Raw genomic sequence first — 18912 nt, forward strand, 5'->3', positions numbered from 1 at the left:
TACTGCCAAATTCTTTACTGCCCGCCTCGCAGCAACTTCGCTTTCGCGACGGTCGCTGTGTCAGCAGAGAAACGAGATTATGAAGAAGTTTTTATCGCTTGTCAAGTCAGCGTCGCTTATCGCTTTGCTTTTCTGCCGCGGCCTCTTCAGCCCCTTTCCTCTTTGGCAGCTATCGAAATATCAGGGTAAACCCTAGTGTTTCGGTAACTGCCAAGCCCAAGACTATAGCACATTATTTTCGAATTGCGCAACTGACTTCTGCCTGATTTGCGCGATCCATGCAATGATGCTTGCCTGGCCCCGCGGTTCGACAAACTGTCCGAACTGCGAAGGAGCGAGACTATAGCACAAGTTTTCGGCAAAGGTGGCGGCCGCGCGCCATTCTCTTCGTTCTCTATATATAGAGAGCGGAAGCGGCGGCACGGCCGGCCTGCTTACCAGCGCAGATAGTTCGCATCGCGCAGGCGGGCCAGCTCCCGGTTGACCGTGGCTTCGCTGACCAGCCAGTCGGGCGCTCCCACGTCCTGCAGCATGTGTTCGTCCAGATCCGCGGCCAGTCGGCGCAGGCGATTCCTGGCGCGGTACCCCAGATAGCAGGACCACAGCCAACCGGCAAGGTTGCCGGATGCATGGGTCGCCGTGGCGTGGGAAACCGCGACGGGAGAGGTAGAGCAGGTATGCGCAGACATGGCTGACTCCATAGGGGCTAGGTGTTTGGTAAGCGTAATAGCCCATCGAGCCGCAGAAAATCGAATTGTTTGCCGGTTATCGGTAAGCTATGATGACCAATCAATGTCCCGCCCCCGGTGCGCCATGCGTCTGCCCCTGAACACCCTGCCCGCCTTCCGTGCGGTCGCCGAATTGCAGAATCTGCGCGCGGCCGCCGAGCGCCTGCACCTGACCCACAGCGCCGTCAGCCAACAGATCAAGGGCCTGGAAGAACAACTGGGCTTCCCGCTGTTCGAGCGCAGCGGGCGCGGCATCGTGCTCAATAGCGCGGGCGCCGCCTTGCTGTGCGCCGTGCAGGGCGCGCTGACGCAACTGGACGAAGGCGTGCTGGCGGCGTCGGCCGCCGCCACCGGCGACGAGCAACGCTTGCGGGTGTCGGTATTGCCGTCCTTCGCGCAGCGCTGGCTGCTGCCGCGCATGGCGCGCTGGCGCAGCCGCCATCCGGGGCTGGCGCTGGAGATCGATTCTTCCCAGCAGGTCGCCGACCTGCTGCGCGACGGTTTTCATGCCGCGCTGCGCTATGGGCGCGGCCCCTGGCCGGGCGTGGAATCGGAACCGCTGTTCGATGTGCCCCTGCCGCTGATCGTGCTGGCCTCGCCGGAGACGGCGGCGGCGCTGCCGGATTGCAGCCCGCAGACCCTGGCGCGCCAGCCCCTGCTGGGCGAACGCGAGATGTGGCAGCACTGGTTCAATGCGGCCGGTCTGCGCACGCCGGTGACGCCGGTGGCTTCGTTCAATGATGCCGGCATGATGCTGCAGGCGGCCGAGCAGGGCTTGGGCGTCACGCTGGGCCGCGAGCTGCTCGCGGCCGACGCGCTATGCGCCGGACGGCTGGTGCAGGTTTCGCCCGTCAGCGTCCATTACGAGCAGGAGCAGACCTATCACCTGGTCTATCGCCCCAGCCTGCGCGACTGGGGGCCGCTGGTGGCGCTGAAGCAGTGGCTGCGCGACGAGCTGGAGATGTCGCGCCGCAGCCTGGCCGGCCCCGCGGCGAAATAACGCCGCCCCGCCTCAGGCGACCTTGCGCGCCGTGGGCGCAGCGGGCTGCATCGAGTCCGTTTCATTGAAGCGCTGGTGCCAGGAGAACGCTTCCTCGAGCAGGTGCGGGGTCTGGCCGCCGCGTTCGCAGGCGCGGTCGAAGTAGTCCTGCAGGGCGTCGCGGTACGAAGGATGCACGCAGTTGCGGATGATGGCGCGGGCGCGTTCGCGCGGGGCCAGGCCGCGCAGGTCGGCCAGTCCGCATTCGGTGACCAGCACGTCCACGTCATGTTCGGTGTGGTCGACGTGGGACACCATGGGCACGACGCTGGAGATGTCGCCGTTCTTGGCCATGGACTTGGATACGAAGATGGCCAGGTGCGCGTTGCGCGCGAAGTCGCCCGAACCGCCGATGCCGTTCATCATGTGCGTGCCGCCCACGTGGGTCGAATTCACGTTGCCGTAGATGTCGAACTCCAGCGCGGTGTTGATCGCGATGATGCCCAGGCGGCGCACGATTTCCGGCGCGTTGCTGATTTCCTGCGGCCGCAGCACGATGCGTTCGCGGTAATGCTCGATGTTGGCCAGGATTTTTTCGTACACGGGCTTGGACACCGTGATCGACGAAGCCGAGGCGAAGGCCAGCTTGCCCTGGTCCAGCAGCTCGATGGCGCTGTCCTGCAGCACCTCCGAGTACATGGTCAGCCGTTCGAAGCCGGACGATTCGAATCCGTGCAGCACGGCGTTGGCGATGGTGCCGATGCCGGCCTGCAGCGGCAGGAGCGAATTGTCCAGGCGGCCGGCCTCGACTTCGCCGCGCAGGAAGGCGTTGATGTGGCCGGCGATGGCGTTGGTCTCGGCATCGGGCGGCAAGGCGTTCGAGGGACTGTCCGGCTCGCTCGTGATGACGATGGCGGCGATCTTGTCCGGGTCGACCTCGATACAGGTCTGGCCGATGCGCTGGTCCGGCGACACCAGGCCGATGGGCTGGCGCTGCGGCCTGTCGGCGGGCACGTAGATGTCGTGCAGCCCTTCGATGGCGGCGGGCACGCTCAGGTTCAGTTCGATGATGATGCGGTCGGCCTGCTGCGCGAACGAGGCGGAGTTGCCCACCGACATCGTCGGCACGATGGCGCCGCTCTCGGTAATGGCGGCGGCCTCGATGATGGCCACGTTGACGGGGCCGATATGGCCGGCGCGCAGCTGTTCGACGGTTTCGGACAGGTGCTGGTCGATGAAGGCGATCTCGCCCTGGTTGATCTTGCGGCGCAGCGTGGTGTCGACCTGGAACGGCATGCGGCGCGCCAGGGCGTTGGCCTGCGCCAGCAGCTTGTCCGTATCGTGGCCGAGCGAGGCGCCGGTGATCAGGGTGATGGACAGCGGCTCGCGCTCGGCGCGGGCCGCCAGCGCCGCCGGCACAGACTTGCAGTCGCCGGCGCGGGTGAAGCCGCTCATTCCGACGGTCATGCCGTCCTGAACCAGCAAAGCCGCCTGTTCGGCGGACGTGATCTTGGCGCGCAGCCCAGGGTGGCGGATACGGTCGAGATGCATGGTGTCTCCAGATTCAAGGGCCAACGGCTGGCGGCGGGGCGCGGCGAAGCCTGGCGCCCAGGCGCCGTCTGACGCGGCGTTTCCCGAGATCCCACGGCCGGATCGTGGCGGCCCAGGGACGATTTTCCGGCAGTATAGGAAGGCCGGCCCAAATCTCGTAATGACTTAAAATCATCCAATCCAGTCGTTTTTTTCATCGTTTGCTCATAGCCGCGCATGGCGCGCAAGGGAGGGCCGCGGACCATGGACGTGCGCGCATTGCGGTATTTCGTCGAAACCGTCAGGCATGCCAGCTTCACGCAGGCCGCGAAGGCGCTGTTCGTGACGCAATCGACGGTCAGCAAGATGATTCGCCAGCTGGAGGACGAGGCCGGCACGCCGCTGCTGATCCGCGACGGCCACACCGCGCGCCCCACCGATACCGGCCGGGTCATGTACCAGCGCGGGCTGCAGGTGCTGGAGACCATGCGCCAGCTCGCCGACGAGCTGCGCCAGACCACGGACCTGCGCCGCGGCGCGCTGGAGGTCGGCATTCCGCCCATGATCAATCTGCTGTTCACGCCGGTGGTCAAGCGCTTTCGCGAGCGCCATCCCGGCATCCACCTGACCCTGCGCGAAGGCACCGGGCAGGCGGTCGAGGGGCTGGTCGCAAGCGGCGAACTTGAAGTGGGCGCCACCATCCTGCCGATCGCGCCCGACGGCGGGCTGGCCGCCCAGCCCTTCGGCCGCTATCCCATCTGGGCGATCGGGCCGCCGGACGCGCCGTGGGCGGGCAAGACCTCGCTGCCGCTGGGCGCGCTGCGCGAGGCGCGGCTATTGATACCCACGGACGATTTCGCCATCACGCGGCGCCTGCGCCAGGCCTGCGCCGAGGCCGGCTTCCAGCCCGGCATCGCGGCGCAGAGCGCGCATTGGGATTTCCTGGTGGCCATGGCTTCCGCGGGCCTGGGCGTGGCGCTCCTGCCCGAGCCGCTGATGCAGCGGATCAAGACGCGCGGCCTGAGCACGGCCAAACTGGCCAAGTCCGGCATCCAGTGGGAAGTCGGCCATATCTGGCAGCAATCGGTTTACCTGTCGCACGCGGCGCGCGCCTGGCTGGAGGTGTGCGACGAAGTGCTGGGCAAGCCGAAAAACGCGCCGGCGCGCCGGGCCAGTTGAATCCAAACGTTGGCCACGTAAACTTGGATTGCGGGCGCCGGCGCCGGCCGCCGCTCCCGTCAATCCGCCCCTTTTTTCAATAGCCGCGCAGCCGGCCCGCTGGCGACGATCGCGGCCGGGTTAAAAATGGGGCCATAGCACCAGTTTTTGTTGCAATGGGCAGGACTGCGGCTTGTTATGCTGCCGCCTCGATGCGAGCCACTCGCCCTGAAACATGATTCCTATTCCCTCTACCCTGCCCCTGCGGACCGGCCGCGCCCGGCCGTCCTCGCTCATGGCGCTGGTCGCGGCCCTGCTGCTGGCGCTGTTCCTGTTTCCCGCCGTCGCGGCCTCGCCGCCCACCCCGGCCGATACCGAAGCCATGCTGGGCTCGGCGCGCAAGCAGATCGACGAGATCCGCAAGCGCGTGGCCGACGAAACCGACGACGCCAGCCTGGTGAAGCAGCGCGGCGAAGCGCTGGACATCCAGTCCAAGGCGGACGCCGCGGCCGAGGCGCTGGCGCCGCAACTGGCCAGCGTGGCGGCCAAGCTGAGCGAACTGGGCACGCCGCCCGAAGGCGCCAAGGAAGCGCCGGACGTGGCCGCGCAGCGCGCGCAGCTGGAAAAGAGCAACCGCGCGCTGGACGCGCAGATCAAGCTGGCCCGGCTGCTGTCGGTGGACGCCGGGCAGACCGCGGAACAGATCTCGGCGCAGCGCCGCACCCAGTTCCAGGCGCGCCTGGGAGAGCGGCGCGACTCCTTTCTCTCCGACCCGTTCTGGACTGAGTTCCGCGCGGAATTCCCGCGCGACCTGGAACGCCTGGAGGACCTGGGCGATAACCTGTCGACCGCGGTCGGGCAGACCCCGAAAAGAGGCTGGCTGCTGCTGGCCGCCGCGGCCGCGCTGACGATCGCCCTGCGCATCTGGATCGGCCGCCTGCTGCTGCGCCTGACCGCCACCCGCGTGCCGCCGGGCCGGCTGCGGCGCTCGTTCCTGGCGCTGACCCACGTGGCCATGGCGGTGGCCACGCCGGGCATCATCGCGCTGCTGATCCACGTCGGCCTGGACTGGAATTCGCAGTTGAGCGACAACACGTCGTCGCTGCTGGCCAACCTAGTGGCGACGGTCTGTTTCGGCGGCTACGTGTCCGGCCTGGGCTATGCGCTGCTGTCCTCGAACCGGCCCTCGTGGCGCCTGCCGCCGATCAGCGACCTCGTGGCGACGCGGCTGCGCTGGGTGCCCGGCGTGGTGGGCGTGCTGGTGGTGATGATCTGGCTGGCCGAGCGCCTGCCCGTGCTGCTCAACGCCAGCCTGACGACGACGATCACGCTGACCGGCATCGTCGCCGTCATGACCATGGCCCTGATCGGCGCGGTGCTGGCCATCGGCCGCCGGCTGCGCCGCCGCGCGATGCAGGAAAGCGATGCGCCCATTCCTTTCTGGGTGTCGCTGCTGCTGAGCGCCATCTGGACCGTGCTGATACTGAGCCTGGCCAGCCTGCTGGCCGGCTATGTGGCGTTCGGCAGCTTCCTGGTCAAGCAGACGCTGTGGACGCTCATCGTGCTGGCCTCGGCCTATCTGGCCTCGACCCTGATCGAAGACGGTTTCGGCACGCTGCTGGGCACTTCGCACCGCGACAGCGAGCGCGAAGCCCCCAGCATCCGCGACCAGGCCGCGGTGCTGCTGTCCGGCGTCGGCCGGGTGGCCGTCGGGCTGCTCGCCATCACGCTGCTGCTGGCGCCGTTCGGCGAAGCGCCCACCGACCTGCTGCAGCGCTTCGACCAGTTGCGCAAGGGCCTGGCCATCGGCGAGGCGCAGATCCGCCCGGGCGCGGTGCTGCAGGCGCTGCTGGTGCTGGGGCTGTCGCTGCTGGGCGTGAAGATGCTCAAGCGCTGGCTGTCCAACCGCTATCTGCCCACCACCGAGCTGGACCCCGGCATGCAGTTGTCGGCCGCCACGCTGTTCGGCTATGCCGGCGTGGTGACCGCCGTGGCGCTGGCGCTGTCGGCCGCCGGCATCGGCCTGGAACGGGTGGCGTGGATCGCCAGCGCGCTGTCGGTGGGTATCGGTTTCGGCCTGCAGGCGGTGGTCCAGAACTTCGTGTCGGGCCTGATCCTGCTGGCCGAACGTCCGGTCAAGGTGGGCGACTGGGTCTCGCTGGGCGGCGTGGAGGGCGACATCCTGCGCATCAACGTGCGCGCCACCGAGATCCAGATGGGCGACCGCTCGACGGTGATCGTGCCGAACTCGGAGTTCGTCACCAAGACCGTGCGCAACGTGACCCGCTCCAACCCGCTGGGCCTGGTCCAGATCAAGCTGCCGCTGCCCCTTTCCACCGACGCCGAACAGGTGCACGACCTGATCCTGCAGGCCTTCGCCGACCACGAGGACGTGCTGGAGACGCCGGCGCCGAACGTGTTCCTGGACGGCATCGAAGGCGGCCACCTGATCTTCAACGCCAAGGGCTACGTGTCCTCGCCGCGGGCAGCGTACGGGGTGCGCAGCGCCCTGCTGTTCACCGTGCTCAAGCGGCTGCACGATGCGGGGCTGGAGGTCTCTTCGCCGCCCACCATGCTGCTGGCCTCGGCCCCGGAACTGCCGCCCATGCAGGCGGCCGCGCCGGCGCCGGGCGCGCATCCCGCGCCCTGAGCGGCCGGCGGGCTCAGCCCGGCGTGTAGAGGTCCGCGAAGGCCTGCTGGTCCAGCCTGGGATTGCGCAGCGGCGGCGAGGCCAGCGCGGCGCTGCGCACCGAGCGCACGGGATAGGCCTGGGCCGCCGGCGGCAGCGGCTGGCCCAGGGGCGGGCGTTCGGCCAGCACCGGCGCCGACGGCGCGACCTGCGCCACGGCGGCGCCGTCGAATCGGTGATCCGCCGTGGTCAGCGCGGGATTGGTGCAAAGCCCCTGCGCCACCAGCGCGGCCTTGGTGCGGTCGTCGGTCTGGCACAGGATGTCGATGGCGGCCGTCTCCAGGCGCCGCGCCCGGTCGGCGTCCTTGGTGGACGCGGCCGCCTGCATGGTGCGTTCGAAGTTGCGCCGCAGGCTGCACTTCTGGTCCTCGATCGGGATCGCCACGTTCATGCCGAAGCCGACCACGGAACCGCCTCCTCCGGCGGAAACCATGCAGCTGTCCGACGAAAACGAGCCGTAGAAACTCTGGCCGCCCACCGGCGGCGCGCTGCGCAGCGTGCTGGAGCCGCCGTTGCTGGAATTGAAGGTGATGCCCTGGTTGTTGCCGGCATTGGTCGAGCCCGAGGTCGCCGACGTCGTGGCACTGGAACTGCTGGTCTGGGCCGCGGCGGAGAACGCGGCCAGCGACAGCGTCATGGCAAGCGCTATGGTCTTCATGATGTCTCCTCTACCGGACGGCCGCAGCCGTCCGGTCAGGGGTCAGTGATTGAACCCTGCGACATGGCCTACCGCGCCGATGCCGTGTATTGCCCCGAACGCCCCCACGTTCGCCGCGTGGAACGTCCCGGTGGCCGAGGCGCTGGTCTCGGTCTGCCCGAACGAGGCCCCGCCGTTGGCGATGCTGTCGCCCACCATGATGGGCGCGTTGCCCGACACGCTGCCGTACGACTCGCTGGTGGCGTACTGGCGCGTGCTGGTGACGACTTGCGTTCCGTCCGGACCGAAGCTGCCTCCTGCCTGGGCCACGCCGCCGGTTTCACCGAACGAGGTCTGGCTGGACGAACCGTAGCCGTTGATCTGGGTGGCCACCACGGAACTGCCGGTGGAGATGGATGACACGGTGCCGTTGATGGCGCCGGAATGGACCGTCACCGAACCGCCGGGGCCGGTGGCGTAGGCGGTGGCGGCGAACAGGGACAACGCGGCGACTGCTGCGAGCTTTTTCATTTGAGCTCCTCCCGATCCGTGCTTGCACGGATGCATGGCTGCCGGCGACCGACCGGCGCGGACCGTTACCCTCCCAGCCCTCCGGACAATGACGAAAGGCCTGGGACTTTCGTATTGGTACGGAATGATTGCGCCGTCCTAGATCCGTCGATATCGGCTGAACGGGCGACCGACTCCCGCCGGACGATCCGGGCCGGTAACACATCCGGCCAAATGTGCGAACACGTCGCGCGCGGACCATGCGTATGGACGAAACGCAAAGGGCTGCGACGGCCGCGCCGCGCGCCGCACTCGGCCCGATGGATGGGAAGGCCGGCGCGCGCCTGCGGCAACTGCACTAGGACGCGCGGGCGACGGGGCCGTCCCTGCATTTCCCGCAAGCGCCGTCAAGCTGTCGTACGGCTGAATACCGCCTTTTTCGGCCATACTATCTGCGCCGCCGGCCGCTGCCGGCTTCATCCATCACAGGGAGACAAGACCATGATCCAGGAGATTGCCAGCATCCACGTGCGCGAGGGGCAGGAAGCGCTGTTCGAGGCCGGCGTGGCGCAGGCCAAGCCGCTGTTCCTGCGGGCCCGCGGCTGCCACGGCATGGAGCTGTACCGCAGCATCGAACTGCCGCAGCGCTACACGCTGGTGGTGGAGTGGGAGACCGTTGAAAACCACATGGTCGATTTCCGCGAATCCAGCGATTTCCAGGAATGGCGCAAGCTGGTGGCGGGCTTTTTCGTCGAGCCGCCGCAGGTGCATCACGAGCAGAAGGTGATCTGAGGGGGGACGGAGCGATGGGTTACGCGCGTTCCGCAGCGGTTTTTTATATCGAATGTCTCGCGCTGCACCCATCCTACGGCCTCACGATCGTAGGATGGGTCCAGCGCGAGAGTCTTTAGGCCGGAACGCGACCATCGAACGCGCGAAACCCATCAGCCAGCGCCAACCCCCAATAACGACCCCGCCGCCAGCGCCACCGCCACGGTGGTGCGCACGTCGGCCAGCGCCCGGTGCGTGGGGTTGGACGCGCCGACGTGGCGGGCCAGGATCTCCAGCTTGTGCGAAGGCAGTTCGGGCCAGGCGCGGCGGGCCAGCGCCAGCGTGCAGTGGGTGGGGTTGGAAAACGGCATGCCGGTCTGGTCCGCTGCCGCGCCCAGGAAGCGCCGGTCGAAGGACGCGTTGTGGAAGAACACCGGCAGGTCTTCGACGAAGTCCAGGAAAGACGAGAACGCCTGCGTCACCGGCACGCCGTGGCGGTCCACCTCGGCCTGCGTGATGCCGGTCAGGCGGGTGATGAACGACGGCACCGGGCCGCGCGTGCGCACCACCTGCGTGTACTCGCGCTCCAGCGCGCCGGCCGCGCCCACGCGCACGGCGGCGAATTCCAGGATCTCGCAGGTGGCGGTGGACAGGCCGGTGGTTTCCAGGTCGGCCACGATGAAGGGGCCGCGCAATGCCTGCAGCGCGTCGCTCAGGGCCTCGGCCTTGCGGCCCGCCGCCGCGCCGGCCGCGCGCGGCCGTCGGTAGAAATAGCTCATGGCTTCACTGCGCCGAAGCCAGCGGCGCGAAACGCGGCCTGCCGTCGTCCAGCTTCCCGAAGAACATCTCCGCCGGACGCACCCACAGCCCGCGTTCGTGCGGCCACAGGTGTTCGTATACGACCAGGGATTCTTCGGTTTCGGAATGGCGGGCGGTGCCCACGTAGCGGTACAGGCCGCCCTTGTAGTGGCGGTGCGAGGCGAGAGCCAGGGCTTCGGATTCGGTCATGGAGGACTGCGGCAGCAATATGGCCCGGGCATGGCGGTGCATGACCGGGCCTGAAGGTTCGGACGATACCGAGTTTATAGCGCACCGGCGCGGATCAGGCCGCGTCCAGCTCGCGGTAGCGGCGGAAAATGCCGTCGCCGTAGGGCAGGCGCCTGCCGCTCTGGAAATACGGCTGCAGCTCGGGCAGCGCCGCCACGCGCGCATGCAGCGCCATGACCTTGGGATAGGACGCGGCCAGCGTCGCCATGCGCTTCGGGAAGGCATAGAGCAGGCCGTCGACCAGCTGGAACAAGGACAGGTCCGCATAGGTCCAGCGCTCGCCGCCGGCCAGCCAGGCCTGCTGTCCTTCCAGCACCCGCTCGAAATACCCCAGGAACTTGGGCATGCGTTCCTCGCGGAAGCTGCGCGCGCGCCGCGCCGCCTCGGCCTTCTGGTCTTCGTAGTAGTCGCTCGACGAGATGGGATGGTGGGTGTCGTGGGCTTCGGCCACCATGTCGGCGATGGTCAGCTGCAACTGGTTGACCCACAGCCGCCCTTCCACGGACTTGGGCGCCAGCCCGTGCTTTTCTCCCAGGAACAGCAGGATGTTGGCGGTCTGCGCCAGCGTCATTTTCCCGGCCACCAGATACGGCGGCGCGAAGGGCGGATATTCGCGCCGCGCGGCCATGTCGGCGGCCAGCGTGGCGCCGTCGGCGCCGGGTTCGCGCGCGCGCTCGCGGTAGGCGATGCCGCCCGCCTCCAGCGCCAGGCGCACGAACTCCCCGCGTCCGGGGATGCCGTCCCAATACCAAAGGTCGTATGTCATGCCAGCTCCTTTTCCGGTTATTGCGCGTCCTCCAGGATCATCTCCGCGCCCCGCTCGGCCACCATCATGACGGCCGCCTGGGTATTGCCGGACACCATCCTGGGCATCACCGAGGCGTCCACCACCCGCAGGCCCGACACGCCGTTGACCCGCAGGCGCGCGTCGGTGACGGCGCCGTCATCCGAGCCCATGCGGCAGGTGCCGATGGGATGGTAGATGGTCTGGCCGTTGCGGCGCGCGAAGTCCAGCCATTCATCGTAGCGCTGCACGTCCGCGCCCGGGCTCATTTCCGCGGCCACATAGGGACGCAGGGCCGGCTGGCCGACGATGCGCCGCGCCGCCATCATGCCGCCCACCAGGCTGTCGCGGTCCACCTGGGCCGACAGGAAGTTGGGGCGGATGGCCGGCCCGGCCAGCGGGTCCGCGGACTTGATGTGGATGGAACCCGTCGATTCGGGGCGCAGCTGGGCCACGCCTATCGTCATGCCGGGTTCGCGGTCCAGGATGCGTTCGGCCGCGTTCGCGTAGCTGGCGTGCACGAAGAAATACTGCACGTCGGGCGCCGACAGGTCCGGCGCGCTTTTGACGAAGCCGTGCACCAGCCCCGTGCCCAGCGTCAGAATGCCCTTGCGGCTGGCGTAGTAGCGCGCCACCTGCCGCGCCAGCCGCCAGCCGCGCGACATTTCGTTCAGCGTCACCGTGCCCTTGACGCGCCAGTTCATGCGCGTGGCGTAGTGGTCGATATAGTTTTCGCCCACCTGCGGCAGCGCATGCACCAGCGGGATTCCCAGCGATTGCAGCAGCGCCGGGCTGCCCACGCCGGACAGTTCCAGCAGTTGCGGCGACTGCACCGCCCCCAGGCACAGCAGCGTCTCGCGCGCGGCCCGCACGGTGTGCTCGCGCCCGTCCTGCCGATAGACCACGCCCGTGCAGCGCCTGCCCTCGAACAGCAGCCGCGTCACGTGCGCCCCGCATTCGACGGTCAGGTTCCTGCGGCCGGCCGCGGGCCGCAGATAGCCGTCCACCACGCTCCAGCGGCGGCCCCGGTGCTGCAGCACCTGGTAGTAGCCCACGCCCTCCTGGTCGCCGCTGTTGTAGTCCGGGTTCAGGCGCTGGCCGTCTTCCTGCGCGGCGCGCAGAAACGCGTCGGACACCGGATAGCGTTCAGCCACCTCTTCCAGGCGCATGGGGCCGTCCGTGCCGCGGCCCTCGCCTCCCCGCTCGTAGCGCTCGATCTTGCGGAACAGGCGCGCGGCCAGCGTCCAGTTCCAGCCGGCGGCGCCGGCGGCTTCCCAGCCGTCGTAATCGCCGGGCTGGCCGCGCACGTAGATCATGCCGTTGATCAGCGTCGAGCCGCCCACGCCCTTGCCCCGGGGCACGGGGATGGTCCGCCCGTATACGTTGTCTTCCGGCTCGGTGGCGAAGCGCCAGTTGTAATCCGGATCGACCAGCAGACGCGAAAAGCCCGCGGGTATCGAGATCCACATGCTGCGCGGCTGCTGCCCGGCCTCCAGCATCAGCACGCGGTGCCTGCCGTCGGCGCTCAGGCGGTTGGCCAGGATGCAGCCGGCGGTGCCGCCGCCGGCGATGATGAAATCGTATTCGCCCATGGTCGTTGCGGGTCGGGCCTCAGGCGGCGTCCGGCACGCCCAGCATCTGCGCCATCAGTTCGATCTGGCAGGCCAGCATGGGCGCGCCGTAGTGCACCTTGCAGCCGCGGGCCTGGGCGGCCAGCAGCAGCGCGGTATCGCGCGGCTGCATGATGACTTCGCAGACCAGCTGGTCCGGCGTCAGCCGCTGCGTGTCCAGCGGCAGCGCATCGTCGGGCTTCATGCCCAGCGAAGTGCCGTTGACGACCAGGTCATGCCCCGAGGGATCGGGCGTGCCGATGGCGATGTCCGCGCCGGGATGCAGCGACAGGATGCGCTGCTTCAGGTCTTCGGCCTTGGCCACGGTGCGGTTGGCGATGGTCAGCCTGGATACGCCGGCCTGCACCAGCGCGAAACCGATGGCGTTCGCGGCTCCGCCGGCGCCCGCCAGGTAGGCGCTTTTTCCTTGCGGGGCGACGCCGGCCTCGATCAGGCCGCGGACGAAGCCCTCGCCGTCCAGCATGTGCGCGACCAGCCGGCCGTCCGGGTCGCGGCGCACCACGTTGGCCGCGCCTATCGCGCGCGCCACGGGGCTGGCCTCGTCGACCAGTTCCAGGATGGCGGTCTTGTGCGGCATGGTGACGATGACGCCGCCCAGGTTGTTCAAGCGCCGCAGCGCCGCCACCGCGTCGGCCAGGCCGTCGGGCCGCACGTGGAAAGGCACGCACACGCCGTCGAAGCCGATGCGGGCGAAATGCTCGTTCATGCGCTGCGGCGTCTTCACATGGTGGATGGGATCGGCCAGGATGCCGAACAGGCGGGTGTTGCCGCTGATTTCCTTCATTGGGTTCTCCGTGGTTCAAGCTTTGAGCAGTTCGCGCGCGACCTCGCCGATGCCGGCGGCGTCGAGCCTGTAGTGCGCGTACAGGGTCGCGGGCGGCGCGATCAGGCTGTATTGGTCGTAAATGCCGTGGCGGCGCAGGCGGACGCCGCAGCCGGCGTCGGCCAGCACTTCGGCCACGGCCGAGCCCAGCCCGCCCAGCACGTTGTGTTCTTCCACCGTCATCAGCGCGGAAGAGCGGCCGGCGGCGGCCAGCACGGCCTCGCGGTCCAGCGGCTTGATGGTGGCCATGTCGATCACGCCCACGGACCAGCCCTCGGCGCCCAGCTGCGCGGCGGCGGCCAGCGCGGCGTGCACGGTGATGCCGCAGGCGATGATGTTGAGGTCGCTGCCGTGGGAATGGACCATGGCGCGGCCGAATTCGAACGGCGCGCCGTCTTCGTAGACCTGCGGGTCGCGGCCGCGCCCGATGCGGAAATAGATGGGCTGCGGCCAGTCCACCGAGGCCTTGATGGCGCTGGCCAGCTGCGGCCCGTCGGCCGGCGACACCACGGTCAGGCCGGCCAGGGCGCGCATCGTGGAAATGTCTTCCGTGGCGTGGTGCGAAGTGCCGTAGAACCCCAGGCTGATGCCGGTGTGATGGCCGATGAGGCGCACGGGCAGCCCGGTATAGGCCACGTCCATGCGGATCTGTTCGCAGCACAGCAGGCCCAGGAACGAGGCGAAGGTCGCGACGAAGGGCATCATCCCGGTGGTGGCCAGGCCGGCCGCCGCCGACACCATGTTCTGCTCGGATATGCCGAACTGTACGTAGCGGTCCGGATAGGCCTGCGCGAAACGATGCAGACCGTTGGAATATTGCAGGTCGGCCGACCCGGCCACCACGGGGTGGCCTTGCGCGGCCAGCGCGATCAGGGCGTCGGCAAGATAGGAAAGCCCGGGGTTCACCGCGTTCAGCGCGCGGTACTGCCAGGAGTCGGGGGAGAGCGGGTTTGCTTGTGCCATTCAGATCTCGCGGGACATGATTTCGTCGATAGCGGCCTGCGCGTCCTGCGGCGCCAGATAGCCCAGGTGCCAGCCGGGCTCGGTCTCCATGAAGGAGACGCCCTTTCCCTTGACGGTCCGGGCGATCACGCAGGCCGGCCGGTCGCGCGCCTCGTCGGCGCGCAGGCGGCGCAGCAGCGCGGTCAGGGCCGCCGGATCGTGGCCGTCGACCTCGTGCACCTCCCAGCCGAACGCCTGCCATTTCTCGCGCAGCGATTCCACGCCCATCACATCGTCGACCTTGCCGTCGAGCTGGTAACCGTTGCGGTCGACGATGGCGATCAGCCGAGACAGGCGGTGGTGCGCGGCGAACAGGGCCGCTTCCCAGACCTGCCCTTCCTGCATCTCGCCGTCGCCCAGCATCACGAACACGCTGAAGTCGCGCCGGTTCATCCGGCCGCCCAGCGCCATGCCCACGCCGTTGGACAAGGCATGGCCGATGGAGCCGGAACTGAAATCGACGCCCGGCACCTTGCTCATGTCGGGGTGGTCGCCCAGCGGGCTGCCCAGCCGGGTGTAGCCGTCCAGCAGCGCCGGATCGAAAAAGCCCTGATCGGCCAGCACGGGAAAGAGGCCCACCGCCGCATGCCCCTTGCCCATCAGGAAACGGTCGCGGTCCGGCCAGCGCGGGTCGCCGCGGCGCAGGCGCATGACGCCGTAGTACAGCGCGGCAAAAATCTCGGCGCACGAGAACACCGAGCTGTAGTGGCCGACCTTGGCGATTTCGATCAGCCGGATGGTCTCCAGCCGGATGTGGCGGGCCTTTTCCCGCAGCAGCCGGACCTCCGCCTCTGAGGGGGTTGCGCAGCGCTGTTCCATGCCGTCTCCTGCTTTCAACAGAATATATGATATATAATATACTAGCTTAGCGCGTATTGGTCATTGCGGGATAGAATGCATCCCGCGCCCCGCCGCTCCATCGATACAGCCGATCCGCAACCGTTATGTCGAGCCTCAAACCCGTAAAAAAAGAGAACCTCTCCGTCAAGGTCTACAACGAGATCCGCAACGCCTTGATCAACGGGCAGTACGAACCGGGAGAGCGCCTCATCATTGGCGAACTGGCCCAGGAAATGGGGGTTTCCATCACGCCCGTGCGCGAGGCCATCTTCCGGCTCATCAGCGAACAGGGGCTGGAAATGCAGGCGGCCACCGCGGTCTACGTGCCGTACGTCAATTCCGAAAAGCTGCGCGAGATCCAGCAGATCCGTTTTCACCTGGAAGGCATGGGCGCGGCCGAGGCCGCGCAGAACATCACGCGCAAGCAGCTGGACAACCTGGTCGCGCTGCAGCGCGAGTTCATTTCCCACACCGCCACCGATCCCAAGCGCGCCAGCTACCTGAACCGCAAGTTCCACTTCGCCATCCTGGAAGCCAGCGGCAAGCCGATACTGCGCAACACGGTGGAGTCGTTCTGGGTGATCACCGGCCCCATCCTCAAGGTCTTCCACGTCAAGACCTCGGGGCTGGACTATTCGCAGAACGAGCACCGCCACGAAGCGGTGCTGCAGGCCCTGGCCGCGCGCGACTCCGAAGCCGCCCGCAAAGCCATCCAGGCCGACCTGGTCTGGGGCGGCAAGATCATGATCGATTGGCTGGTGGAACGTGAAAAGGAGCTCGACTACCGTGGCCCTCCTCCCCGCAAATAGGCGCATGCCATGCTGAAGATTTTCGGCGCCCCGAGCCGCTACATCCAGGGAGCCGGCGCGCTGGACGCGCTGGGCCGCTACGCCGCGCTGTTCGGCAGCCGCGCGGCGCTGGTCATCGACAGCCACGTGCGCGCCCTGCTGGGGCCGCGGATCGAGGCGCTGTGCGCCGCCCATCAGGTCGAACTGGCCGCGCTCACGGTCGACGGCGACCTGACGCCCGACGCCGTCGCCGGCCTGCGCGCGCAGGCGGCGGCCAGCGGCGCCGGCATGGTGATCGCGGTAGGCGGCGGCAAGGCGCTGGACGCCGGCAAGGCGGTGGCCCGATCGCTGCACTGCCATCTCATCACCGTGCCCACGGTGGCCTCCAACGACGCGCCCACCAGCAAGAACTACGTGCTGTACGACAGCCATCACCAGCTCCTGGCGGTGGAGCACATGCTGTTCAACCCCACCATCGTGCTGGTCGACACCGCCGTGATCGCCTCCGCGCCCGCGCACTTCTTCCGCGCGGGCCTGGGAGACGCGGTCTCGAAGAAGTTCGAAGCCGAACAATGCCGGCGCAACGGCGGCATGAACATGTACGACGGCGCGCCGCCGCTGGCGGCGCAATTCCTGGCCGACGGCTGCCTGCGCACGCTGCTGGCCGACGGCGCCGACGCCATGGCCGCGGCCGGCAGCGGCCAGCCCACGCCCGCGTTCGAGCGCGTGGTGGAAGCGATGATCCTCATGAGCGGTCTCGGTTTCGAAAGCGGCGGCCTGTCCATCGCCCATGCGCTCACGCGCGGGCTGCCCCGCATCGGCGGGCTGGCCGGCGCGCCGCACGGCCTGCAGGTGGCGCTGGGCCTGCTGGTGCAGCTGGACCTGGAACAGCGCGCCGACGACATGCTGGCCGATCTGCGGCAGTGGTACGCCCAGGTGGGCCTGCCCGCCACGCTGCGCGAGCTGGGCGCGGGCGACCCCAGCGACGCGGAACTGGCGCTGGCCGCCGAGCTGACCCTGAAGGCCCGCCACGCCGCCAACTTCGACCGCGCGCTGGACGCCGGCGCGCTGGCCGCGGCCCTGCGCCGCCACGCCTGAGCCGGCGGCGGCGGCCGCGGCCTCAGAACGCGACCTGGTCCTTACCCTTGAGGCCCAGCTTGGCACGGGCTTCTTCCGGCGTGGCGATCTCCAGGTTCAGCGCTTCCAGTATGGTGCGGATGCGCTCGACCTGCTCGCGGTTGGACTGGGCCATGCGGCCCGGCCCGATCCACAGGGAATCCTCCAGCCCCACGCGCACGTTCGACCCCATGGCCGCGCCTATGGTGGCCAGCGGCATCTGCGCGCGGCCGGCGCCGAGAATGGACCACTCGTACTCGTCGCCGAACAGGCGATCGGCGGTGCGCTTCATGTGCATCAGGTCTTCGGGATGCGGCCCGATGCCGCCCAGGATGCCGAACACCGACTGGATGAAGGGCGGCGACTTCACCAGGCCGCGGTCGACGAAATGCGCCAGGTTGTACAGGTGGCTGATGTCGTAGCACTCGAACTCGAAGCGCGTGCCGTTGGCGTCGCCCAGCCTCAGGATGGTTTCGATGTCCTGGTAGGTATTGCGAAACACCAGCGAGCGGCTGTTCTCCAGATGCTCGCGTTCCCAGTCGTGCCTGAATTCAGTGAAGCGGCCCAGCATGGGAAAGAGGCCGAAGTTCATCGACCCCATGTTCAGCGAGCACAGCTCCGGCTTGAAGGCCACGGCCGGCTTCATGCGTTCTTCCACCGTCATATGCGGGCTGCCGCCGGTGGTGATGTTGACGATGGCGTCGGTCGCGCCCTTGATCCGTTCGAGGAACGGCTTGAACAGCGCCGGGTCCTGCGAGGGCTTGCCGGTCTGCGGATCGCGCGCGTGCAGGTGCAGCACCGCCGCGCCCGCCTCGGCCGCGCCGATGGCCGCCTGCGCGATCTCGTCGGCCGTCACCGGCAAGTGCGGCGACATGCTGGGCGTGTGGATGGCGCCGGTCACGGCGCAGGTGATGATGACTTTCTGTCTGGGCTTGGCCATGCTGTTCTCCGTTGGATTCCTGGCGTTTCGGTTCAATAGAGCTTCTGCGTGAAGCCGTCGACCACGATGGCCTGCCCGGTCACGCTGCCGGCGGCCTCGCTGGCGTTGAACAGCACCATGTTGGCGATGTCGCGCGCCGTGACCATGCGGCCCAGCGCGGCCTGGCTTTCGTACTGCGCGGCGATTTCCTCGACCGGACGGCCCAGCGTCTGCGCCTTGGCCGCGATCACGGCGCGTATGCGCGGCCCTTCGACGGCGCCCGGCAGGATCGCGTTGACGCGGATGCCGTAGCCGCCCAGCTCGATGGCGAGCGACTTGGTAAAGCCGATCACCGCCCACTTCGACGCCGAATACACCGAACGGCCGGCAAAGCCCAGATGGCCCGCGGCCGATGACATATTGATCATCACGCCCGCGGGCGACTCCTTGAGCAGGCCGATGGCCTGCCGCGCGCACAGGAACTGCCCGGTGATGTTGACGGCCAGCGTGCGGTCCCAGTCGGCCTTCGACAGGGTTTCCACATAGCCGGTGGGGCCGGCCACGCCGGCGTTGTTGACCAGGATGTCGAGCCCGCCGAGCTGCCGGCGGACCGCGGCGAACAAGGCCGCCACGCTGGCTTCGTCGGCGACGTCGGCCAGGGCGGTGTGCACGCCGGGAAGTTCGGCCGGCAGCGCCGCCAGACGGGCTTCGTTCACGTCACACACGAATACCTCGGCGCCCGCGCCGCGGAACACCCGCGCCATCTCCAGCCCCAGCCCGTCGGCGCCGGCGGTGATCAGCACCCGTTTGCCGGCGAAAGTCACTTCATCAAACATATCCCTGTCTCCCTGGCCCGGTATGCGGGCTTTTTTAGGATATACGATATATGTCCAAATTAAGATCCATCTGATTTTTCAGCCATCTGAAACGGCGTGTGTCCATTCCGTTGCCGCAGGCCGA

General features: G+C 68.2%; 20 protein-coding genes. 7 read left to right on the plus strand and 13 right to left on the minus strand.

Going from position 1 to position 18912, the window contains the following annotated elements; all coding sequences use genetic code 11:
- A partial coding sequence (locus tag A6B37_RS26155; protein ID WP_210405788.1) for a hypothetical protein occupies positions 1–189 on the plus strand: 189 nt, incomplete at its 5' end.
- A gap of 245 nt (positions 190–434) precedes the next feature.
- Here A6B37_RS26155 and A6B37_RS09010 read toward each other — a convergent pair.
- Positions 435–689 (minus strand): isoleucyl-tRNA synthetase, encoded by a 255-nt coding sequence (locus A6B37_RS09010; RefSeq protein ID WP_246842438.1) that lies wholly within the window; start codon positions 687–689, stop codon positions 435–437.
- A 124-nt stretch (positions 690–813) separates the two neighbouring features.
- Between A6B37_RS09010 and A6B37_RS09015 the strand changes: the two genes are divergently transcribed.
- A complete protein-coding gene (locus tag A6B37_RS09015) occupies positions 814–1728 on the plus strand; it encodes a LysR substrate-binding domain-containing protein (protein WP_102776228.1) in 915 nt (304 codons plus the stop codon).
- 12 nt (positions 1729–1740) lie between these two features.
- On the opposite strand, the gene A6B37_RS09020 is transcribed toward A6B37_RS09015, so the two are convergent.
- A complete protein-coding gene (locus tag A6B37_RS09020; protein ID WP_111825582.1) occupies positions 1741–3258 on the minus strand; it encodes an acetyl-CoA hydrolase/transferase family protein in 1518 nt (505 codons plus the stop codon).
- A gap of 243 nt (positions 3259–3501) precedes the next feature.
- Here A6B37_RS09020 and A6B37_RS09025 point away from each other — a divergent pair, with 243 nt between their 5' ends.
- Both A6B37_RS09025 and A6B37_RS09030 read left to right on the plus strand, forming a co-directional pair.
- Positions 3502–4416 (plus strand): LysR family transcriptional regulator, encoded by a 915-nt coding sequence (locus A6B37_RS09025; protein ID WP_111825583.1) that lies wholly within the window; start codon positions 3502–3504, stop codon positions 4414–4416.
- Between the two features lie 274 nt (positions 4417–4690).
- Complete coding sequence (locus A6B37_RS09030) at positions 4691–7045, plus strand: DUF3772 domain-containing protein (protein ID WP_246842481.1); 2355 nt, start codon at positions 4691–4693, stop codon at positions 7043–7045.
- 13 nt (positions 7046–7058) lie between these two features.
- Here A6B37_RS09030 and A6B37_RS09035 read toward each other — a convergent pair whose 3' ends face one another.
- Both A6B37_RS09035 and A6B37_RS09040 read right to left on the minus strand, forming a co-directional pair.
- Positions 7059–7742, minus strand: coding sequence for a hypothetical protein (locus tag A6B37_RS09035; protein ID WP_102776231.1), 684 nt, complete (start codon positions 7740–7742; stop codon positions 7059–7061).
- A gap of 42 nt (positions 7743–7784) precedes the next feature.
- The gene (locus A6B37_RS09040) at positions 7785–8252 is read right to left on the minus strand and encodes a hypothetical protein (RefSeq protein ID WP_102776232.1); all 468 of its coding nucleotides are present in this window, start codon (positions 8250–8252) and stop codon (positions 7785–7787) included.
- 480 nt (positions 8253–8732) lie between these two features.
- On the opposite strand from A6B37_RS09040, the gene A6B37_RS09045 reads away from it, so the two are divergent.
- A complete protein-coding gene (locus tag A6B37_RS09045) occupies positions 8733–9023 on the plus strand; it encodes an antibiotic biosynthesis monooxygenase family protein (protein ID WP_102776233.1) in 291 nt (96 codons plus the stop codon).
- Positions 9024–9175: 152 nt separating this feature from the next.
- Here the strand turns inward: A6B37_RS09045 and A6B37_RS09050 are convergent, their stop codons facing one another.
- The 7 genes from A6B37_RS09050 to A6B37_RS09080 form a co-directional block, all read right to left on the minus strand.
- Positions 9176–9781 (minus strand): 3'-5' exonuclease, encoded by a 606-nt coding sequence (locus A6B37_RS09050; RefSeq protein WP_111825584.1) that lies wholly within the window; start codon positions 9779–9781, stop codon positions 9176–9178.
- Positions 9782–9785: 4 nt separating this feature from the next.
- Positions 9786–10010, minus strand: a complete 225-nt coding sequence (locus A6B37_RS09055; protein ID WP_102776280.1) for a DUF1653 domain-containing protein — start codon at positions 10008–10010, stop codon at positions 9786–9788.
- Between the two features lie 94 nt (positions 10011–10104).
- The gene (locus A6B37_RS09060; RefSeq protein WP_102776235.1) at positions 10105–10815 is read right to left on the minus strand and encodes a glutathione S-transferase; all 711 of its coding nucleotides are present in this window, start codon (positions 10813–10815) and stop codon (positions 10105–10107) included.
- A 17-nt stretch (positions 10816–10832) separates the two neighbouring features.
- Positions 10833–12425: a GMC family oxidoreductase N-terminal domain-containing protein gene (locus tag A6B37_RS09065; RefSeq protein WP_111825585.1), complete on the minus strand. Its 1593-nt coding sequence runs from the start codon at positions 12423–12425 to the stop codon at positions 10833–10835.
- A gap of 19 nt (positions 12426–12444) precedes the next feature.
- Positions 12445–13248 carry a shikimate dehydrogenase gene (locus A6B37_RS09070; RefSeq protein WP_102776237.1) on the minus strand — a complete coding sequence of 268 codons (804 nt, stop codon included), beginning with the start codon at positions 13246–13248 and terminating at the stop codon, positions 12445–12447.
- A gap of 15 nt (positions 13249–13263) precedes the next feature.
- A complete protein-coding gene (locus A6B37_RS09075) occupies positions 13264–14250 on the minus strand; it encodes a transketolase C-terminal domain-containing protein (RefSeq protein WP_111825586.1) in 987 nt (328 codons plus the stop codon).
- On the minus strand, positions 14251–15108 hold the full coding sequence (locus tag A6B37_RS09080) for a transketolase (RefSeq protein ID WP_168202158.1): 858 nt from the start codon (positions 15106–15108) through the stop codon (positions 14251–14253).
- 125 nt (positions 15109–15233) lie between these two features.
- Between A6B37_RS09080 and A6B37_RS09085 the strand changes: the two genes are divergently transcribed.
- Entirely contained in the window at positions 15234–15938 is a 705-nt protein-coding gene (locus A6B37_RS09085) for a GntR family transcriptional regulator (protein WP_102776239.1), read from the plus strand.
- Positions 15939–15947: 9 nt separating this feature from the next.
- Positions 15948–17015, plus strand: coding sequence for a glycerol dehydrogenase (locus A6B37_RS09090; protein WP_111825587.1), 1068 nt, complete (start codon positions 15948–15950; stop codon positions 17013–17015).
- 22 nt (positions 17016–17037) lie between these two features.
- On the opposite strand, the gene A6B37_RS09095 is transcribed toward A6B37_RS09090, so the two are convergent.
- Together A6B37_RS09095 and A6B37_RS09100 are read right to left on the minus strand one after the other, a co-directional pair.
- Complete coding sequence (locus A6B37_RS09095; protein ID WP_102776241.1) at positions 17038–17973, minus strand: 3-keto-5-aminohexanoate cleavage protein; 936 nt, start codon at positions 17971–17973, stop codon at positions 17038–17040.
- 32 nt (positions 17974–18005) lie between these two features.
- A complete protein-coding gene (locus A6B37_RS09100; RefSeq protein ID WP_111825588.1) occupies positions 18006–18788 on the minus strand; it encodes an SDR family oxidoreductase in 783 nt (260 codons plus the stop codon).
- Between the last annotated feature and the right edge of the window lie 124 nt (positions 18789–18912).

This window comes from Achromobacter sp. HZ01 (assembly GCF_003267925.1).
In the GTDB taxonomy this organism is placed as follows: Bacteria; Pseudomonadota; Gammaproteobacteria; order Burkholderiales; family Burkholderiaceae_B; genus Achromobacter; species Achromobacter pulmonis_A.

What these genes read in the sequence shown, in the direction of transcription:
- A6B37_RS09010 (WP_246842438.1), bottom strand. Translation starts at nt 689, where the DNA reads ATGTCTGCGCATACCTGCTCTACCTCTCCCGTCGCGGTTTCCCACGCC.
- A6B37_RS09015 (WP_102776228.1), top strand. Translation starts at nt 814, where the DNA reads ATGCGTCTGCCCCTGAACACCCTGCCCGCCTTCCGTGCGGTCGCCGAA.
- A6B37_RS09020 (WP_111825582.1), bottom strand. Translation starts at nt 3,258, where the DNA reads ATGCATCTCGACCGTATCCGCCACCCTGGGCTGCGCGCCAAGATCACG.
- A6B37_RS09025 (WP_111825583.1), top strand. Translation starts at nt 3,502, where the DNA reads ATGGACGTGCGCGCATTGCGGTATTTCGTCGAAACCGTCAGGCATGCC.
- A6B37_RS09030 (WP_246842481.1), top strand. Translation starts at nt 4,691, where the DNA reads ATGGCGCTGGTCGCGGCCCTGCTGCTGGCGCTGTTCCTGTTTCCCGCC.
- A6B37_RS09035 (WP_102776231.1), bottom strand. Translation starts at nt 7,742, where the DNA reads ATGAAGACCATAGCGCTTGCCATGACGCTGTCGCTGGCCGCGTTCTCC.
- A6B37_RS09040 (WP_102776232.1), bottom strand. Translation starts at nt 8,252, where the DNA reads ATGAAAAAGCTCGCAGCAGTCGCCGCGTTGTCCCTGTTCGCCGCCACC.
- A6B37_RS09045 (WP_102776233.1), top strand. Translation starts at nt 8,733, where the DNA reads ATGATCCAGGAGATTGCCAGCATCCACGTGCGCGAGGGGCAGGAAGCG.
- A6B37_RS09050 (WP_111825584.1), bottom strand. Translation starts at nt 9,781, where the DNA reads ATGAGCTATTTCTACCGACGGCCGCGCGCGGCCGGCGCGGCGGCGGGC.
- A6B37_RS09055 (WP_102776280.1), bottom strand. Translation starts at nt 10,010, where the DNA reads ATGACCGAATCCGAAGCCCTGGCTCTCGCCTCGCACCGCCACTACAAG.
- A6B37_RS09060 (WP_102776235.1), bottom strand. Translation starts at nt 10,815, where the DNA reads ATGACATACGACCTTTGGTATTGGGACGGCATCCCCGGACGCGGGGAG.
- A6B37_RS09065 (WP_111825585.1), bottom strand. Translation starts at nt 12,425, where the DNA reads ATGGGCGAATACGATTTCATCATCGCCGGCGGCGGCACCGCCGGCTGC.
- A6B37_RS09070 (WP_102776237.1), bottom strand. Translation starts at nt 13,248, where the DNA reads ATGAAGGAAATCAGCGGCAACACCCGCCTGTTCGGCATCCTGGCCGAT.
- A6B37_RS09075 (WP_111825586.1), bottom strand. Translation starts at nt 14,250, where the DNA reads ATGGCACAAGCAAACCCGCTCTCCCCCGACTCCTGGCAGTACCGCGCG.
- A6B37_RS09080 (WP_168202158.1), bottom strand. Translation starts at nt 15,108, where the DNA reads ATGGAACAGCGCTGCGCAACCCCCTCAGAGGCGGAGGTCCGGCTGCTG.
- A6B37_RS09085 (WP_102776239.1), top strand. Translation starts at nt 15,234, where the DNA reads ATGTCGAGCCTCAAACCCGTAAAAAAAGAGAACCTCTCCGTCAAGGTC.
- A6B37_RS09090 (WP_111825587.1), top strand. Translation starts at nt 15,948, where the DNA reads ATGCTGAAGATTTTCGGCGCCCCGAGCCGCTACATCCAGGGAGCCGGC.
- A6B37_RS09095 (WP_102776241.1), bottom strand. Translation starts at nt 17,973, where the DNA reads ATGGCCAAGCCCAGACAGAAAGTCATCATCACCTGCGCCGTGACCGGC.
- A6B37_RS09100 (WP_111825588.1), bottom strand. Translation starts at nt 18,788, where the DNA reads ATGTTTGATGAAGTGACTTTCGCCGGCAAACGGGTGCTGATCACCGCC.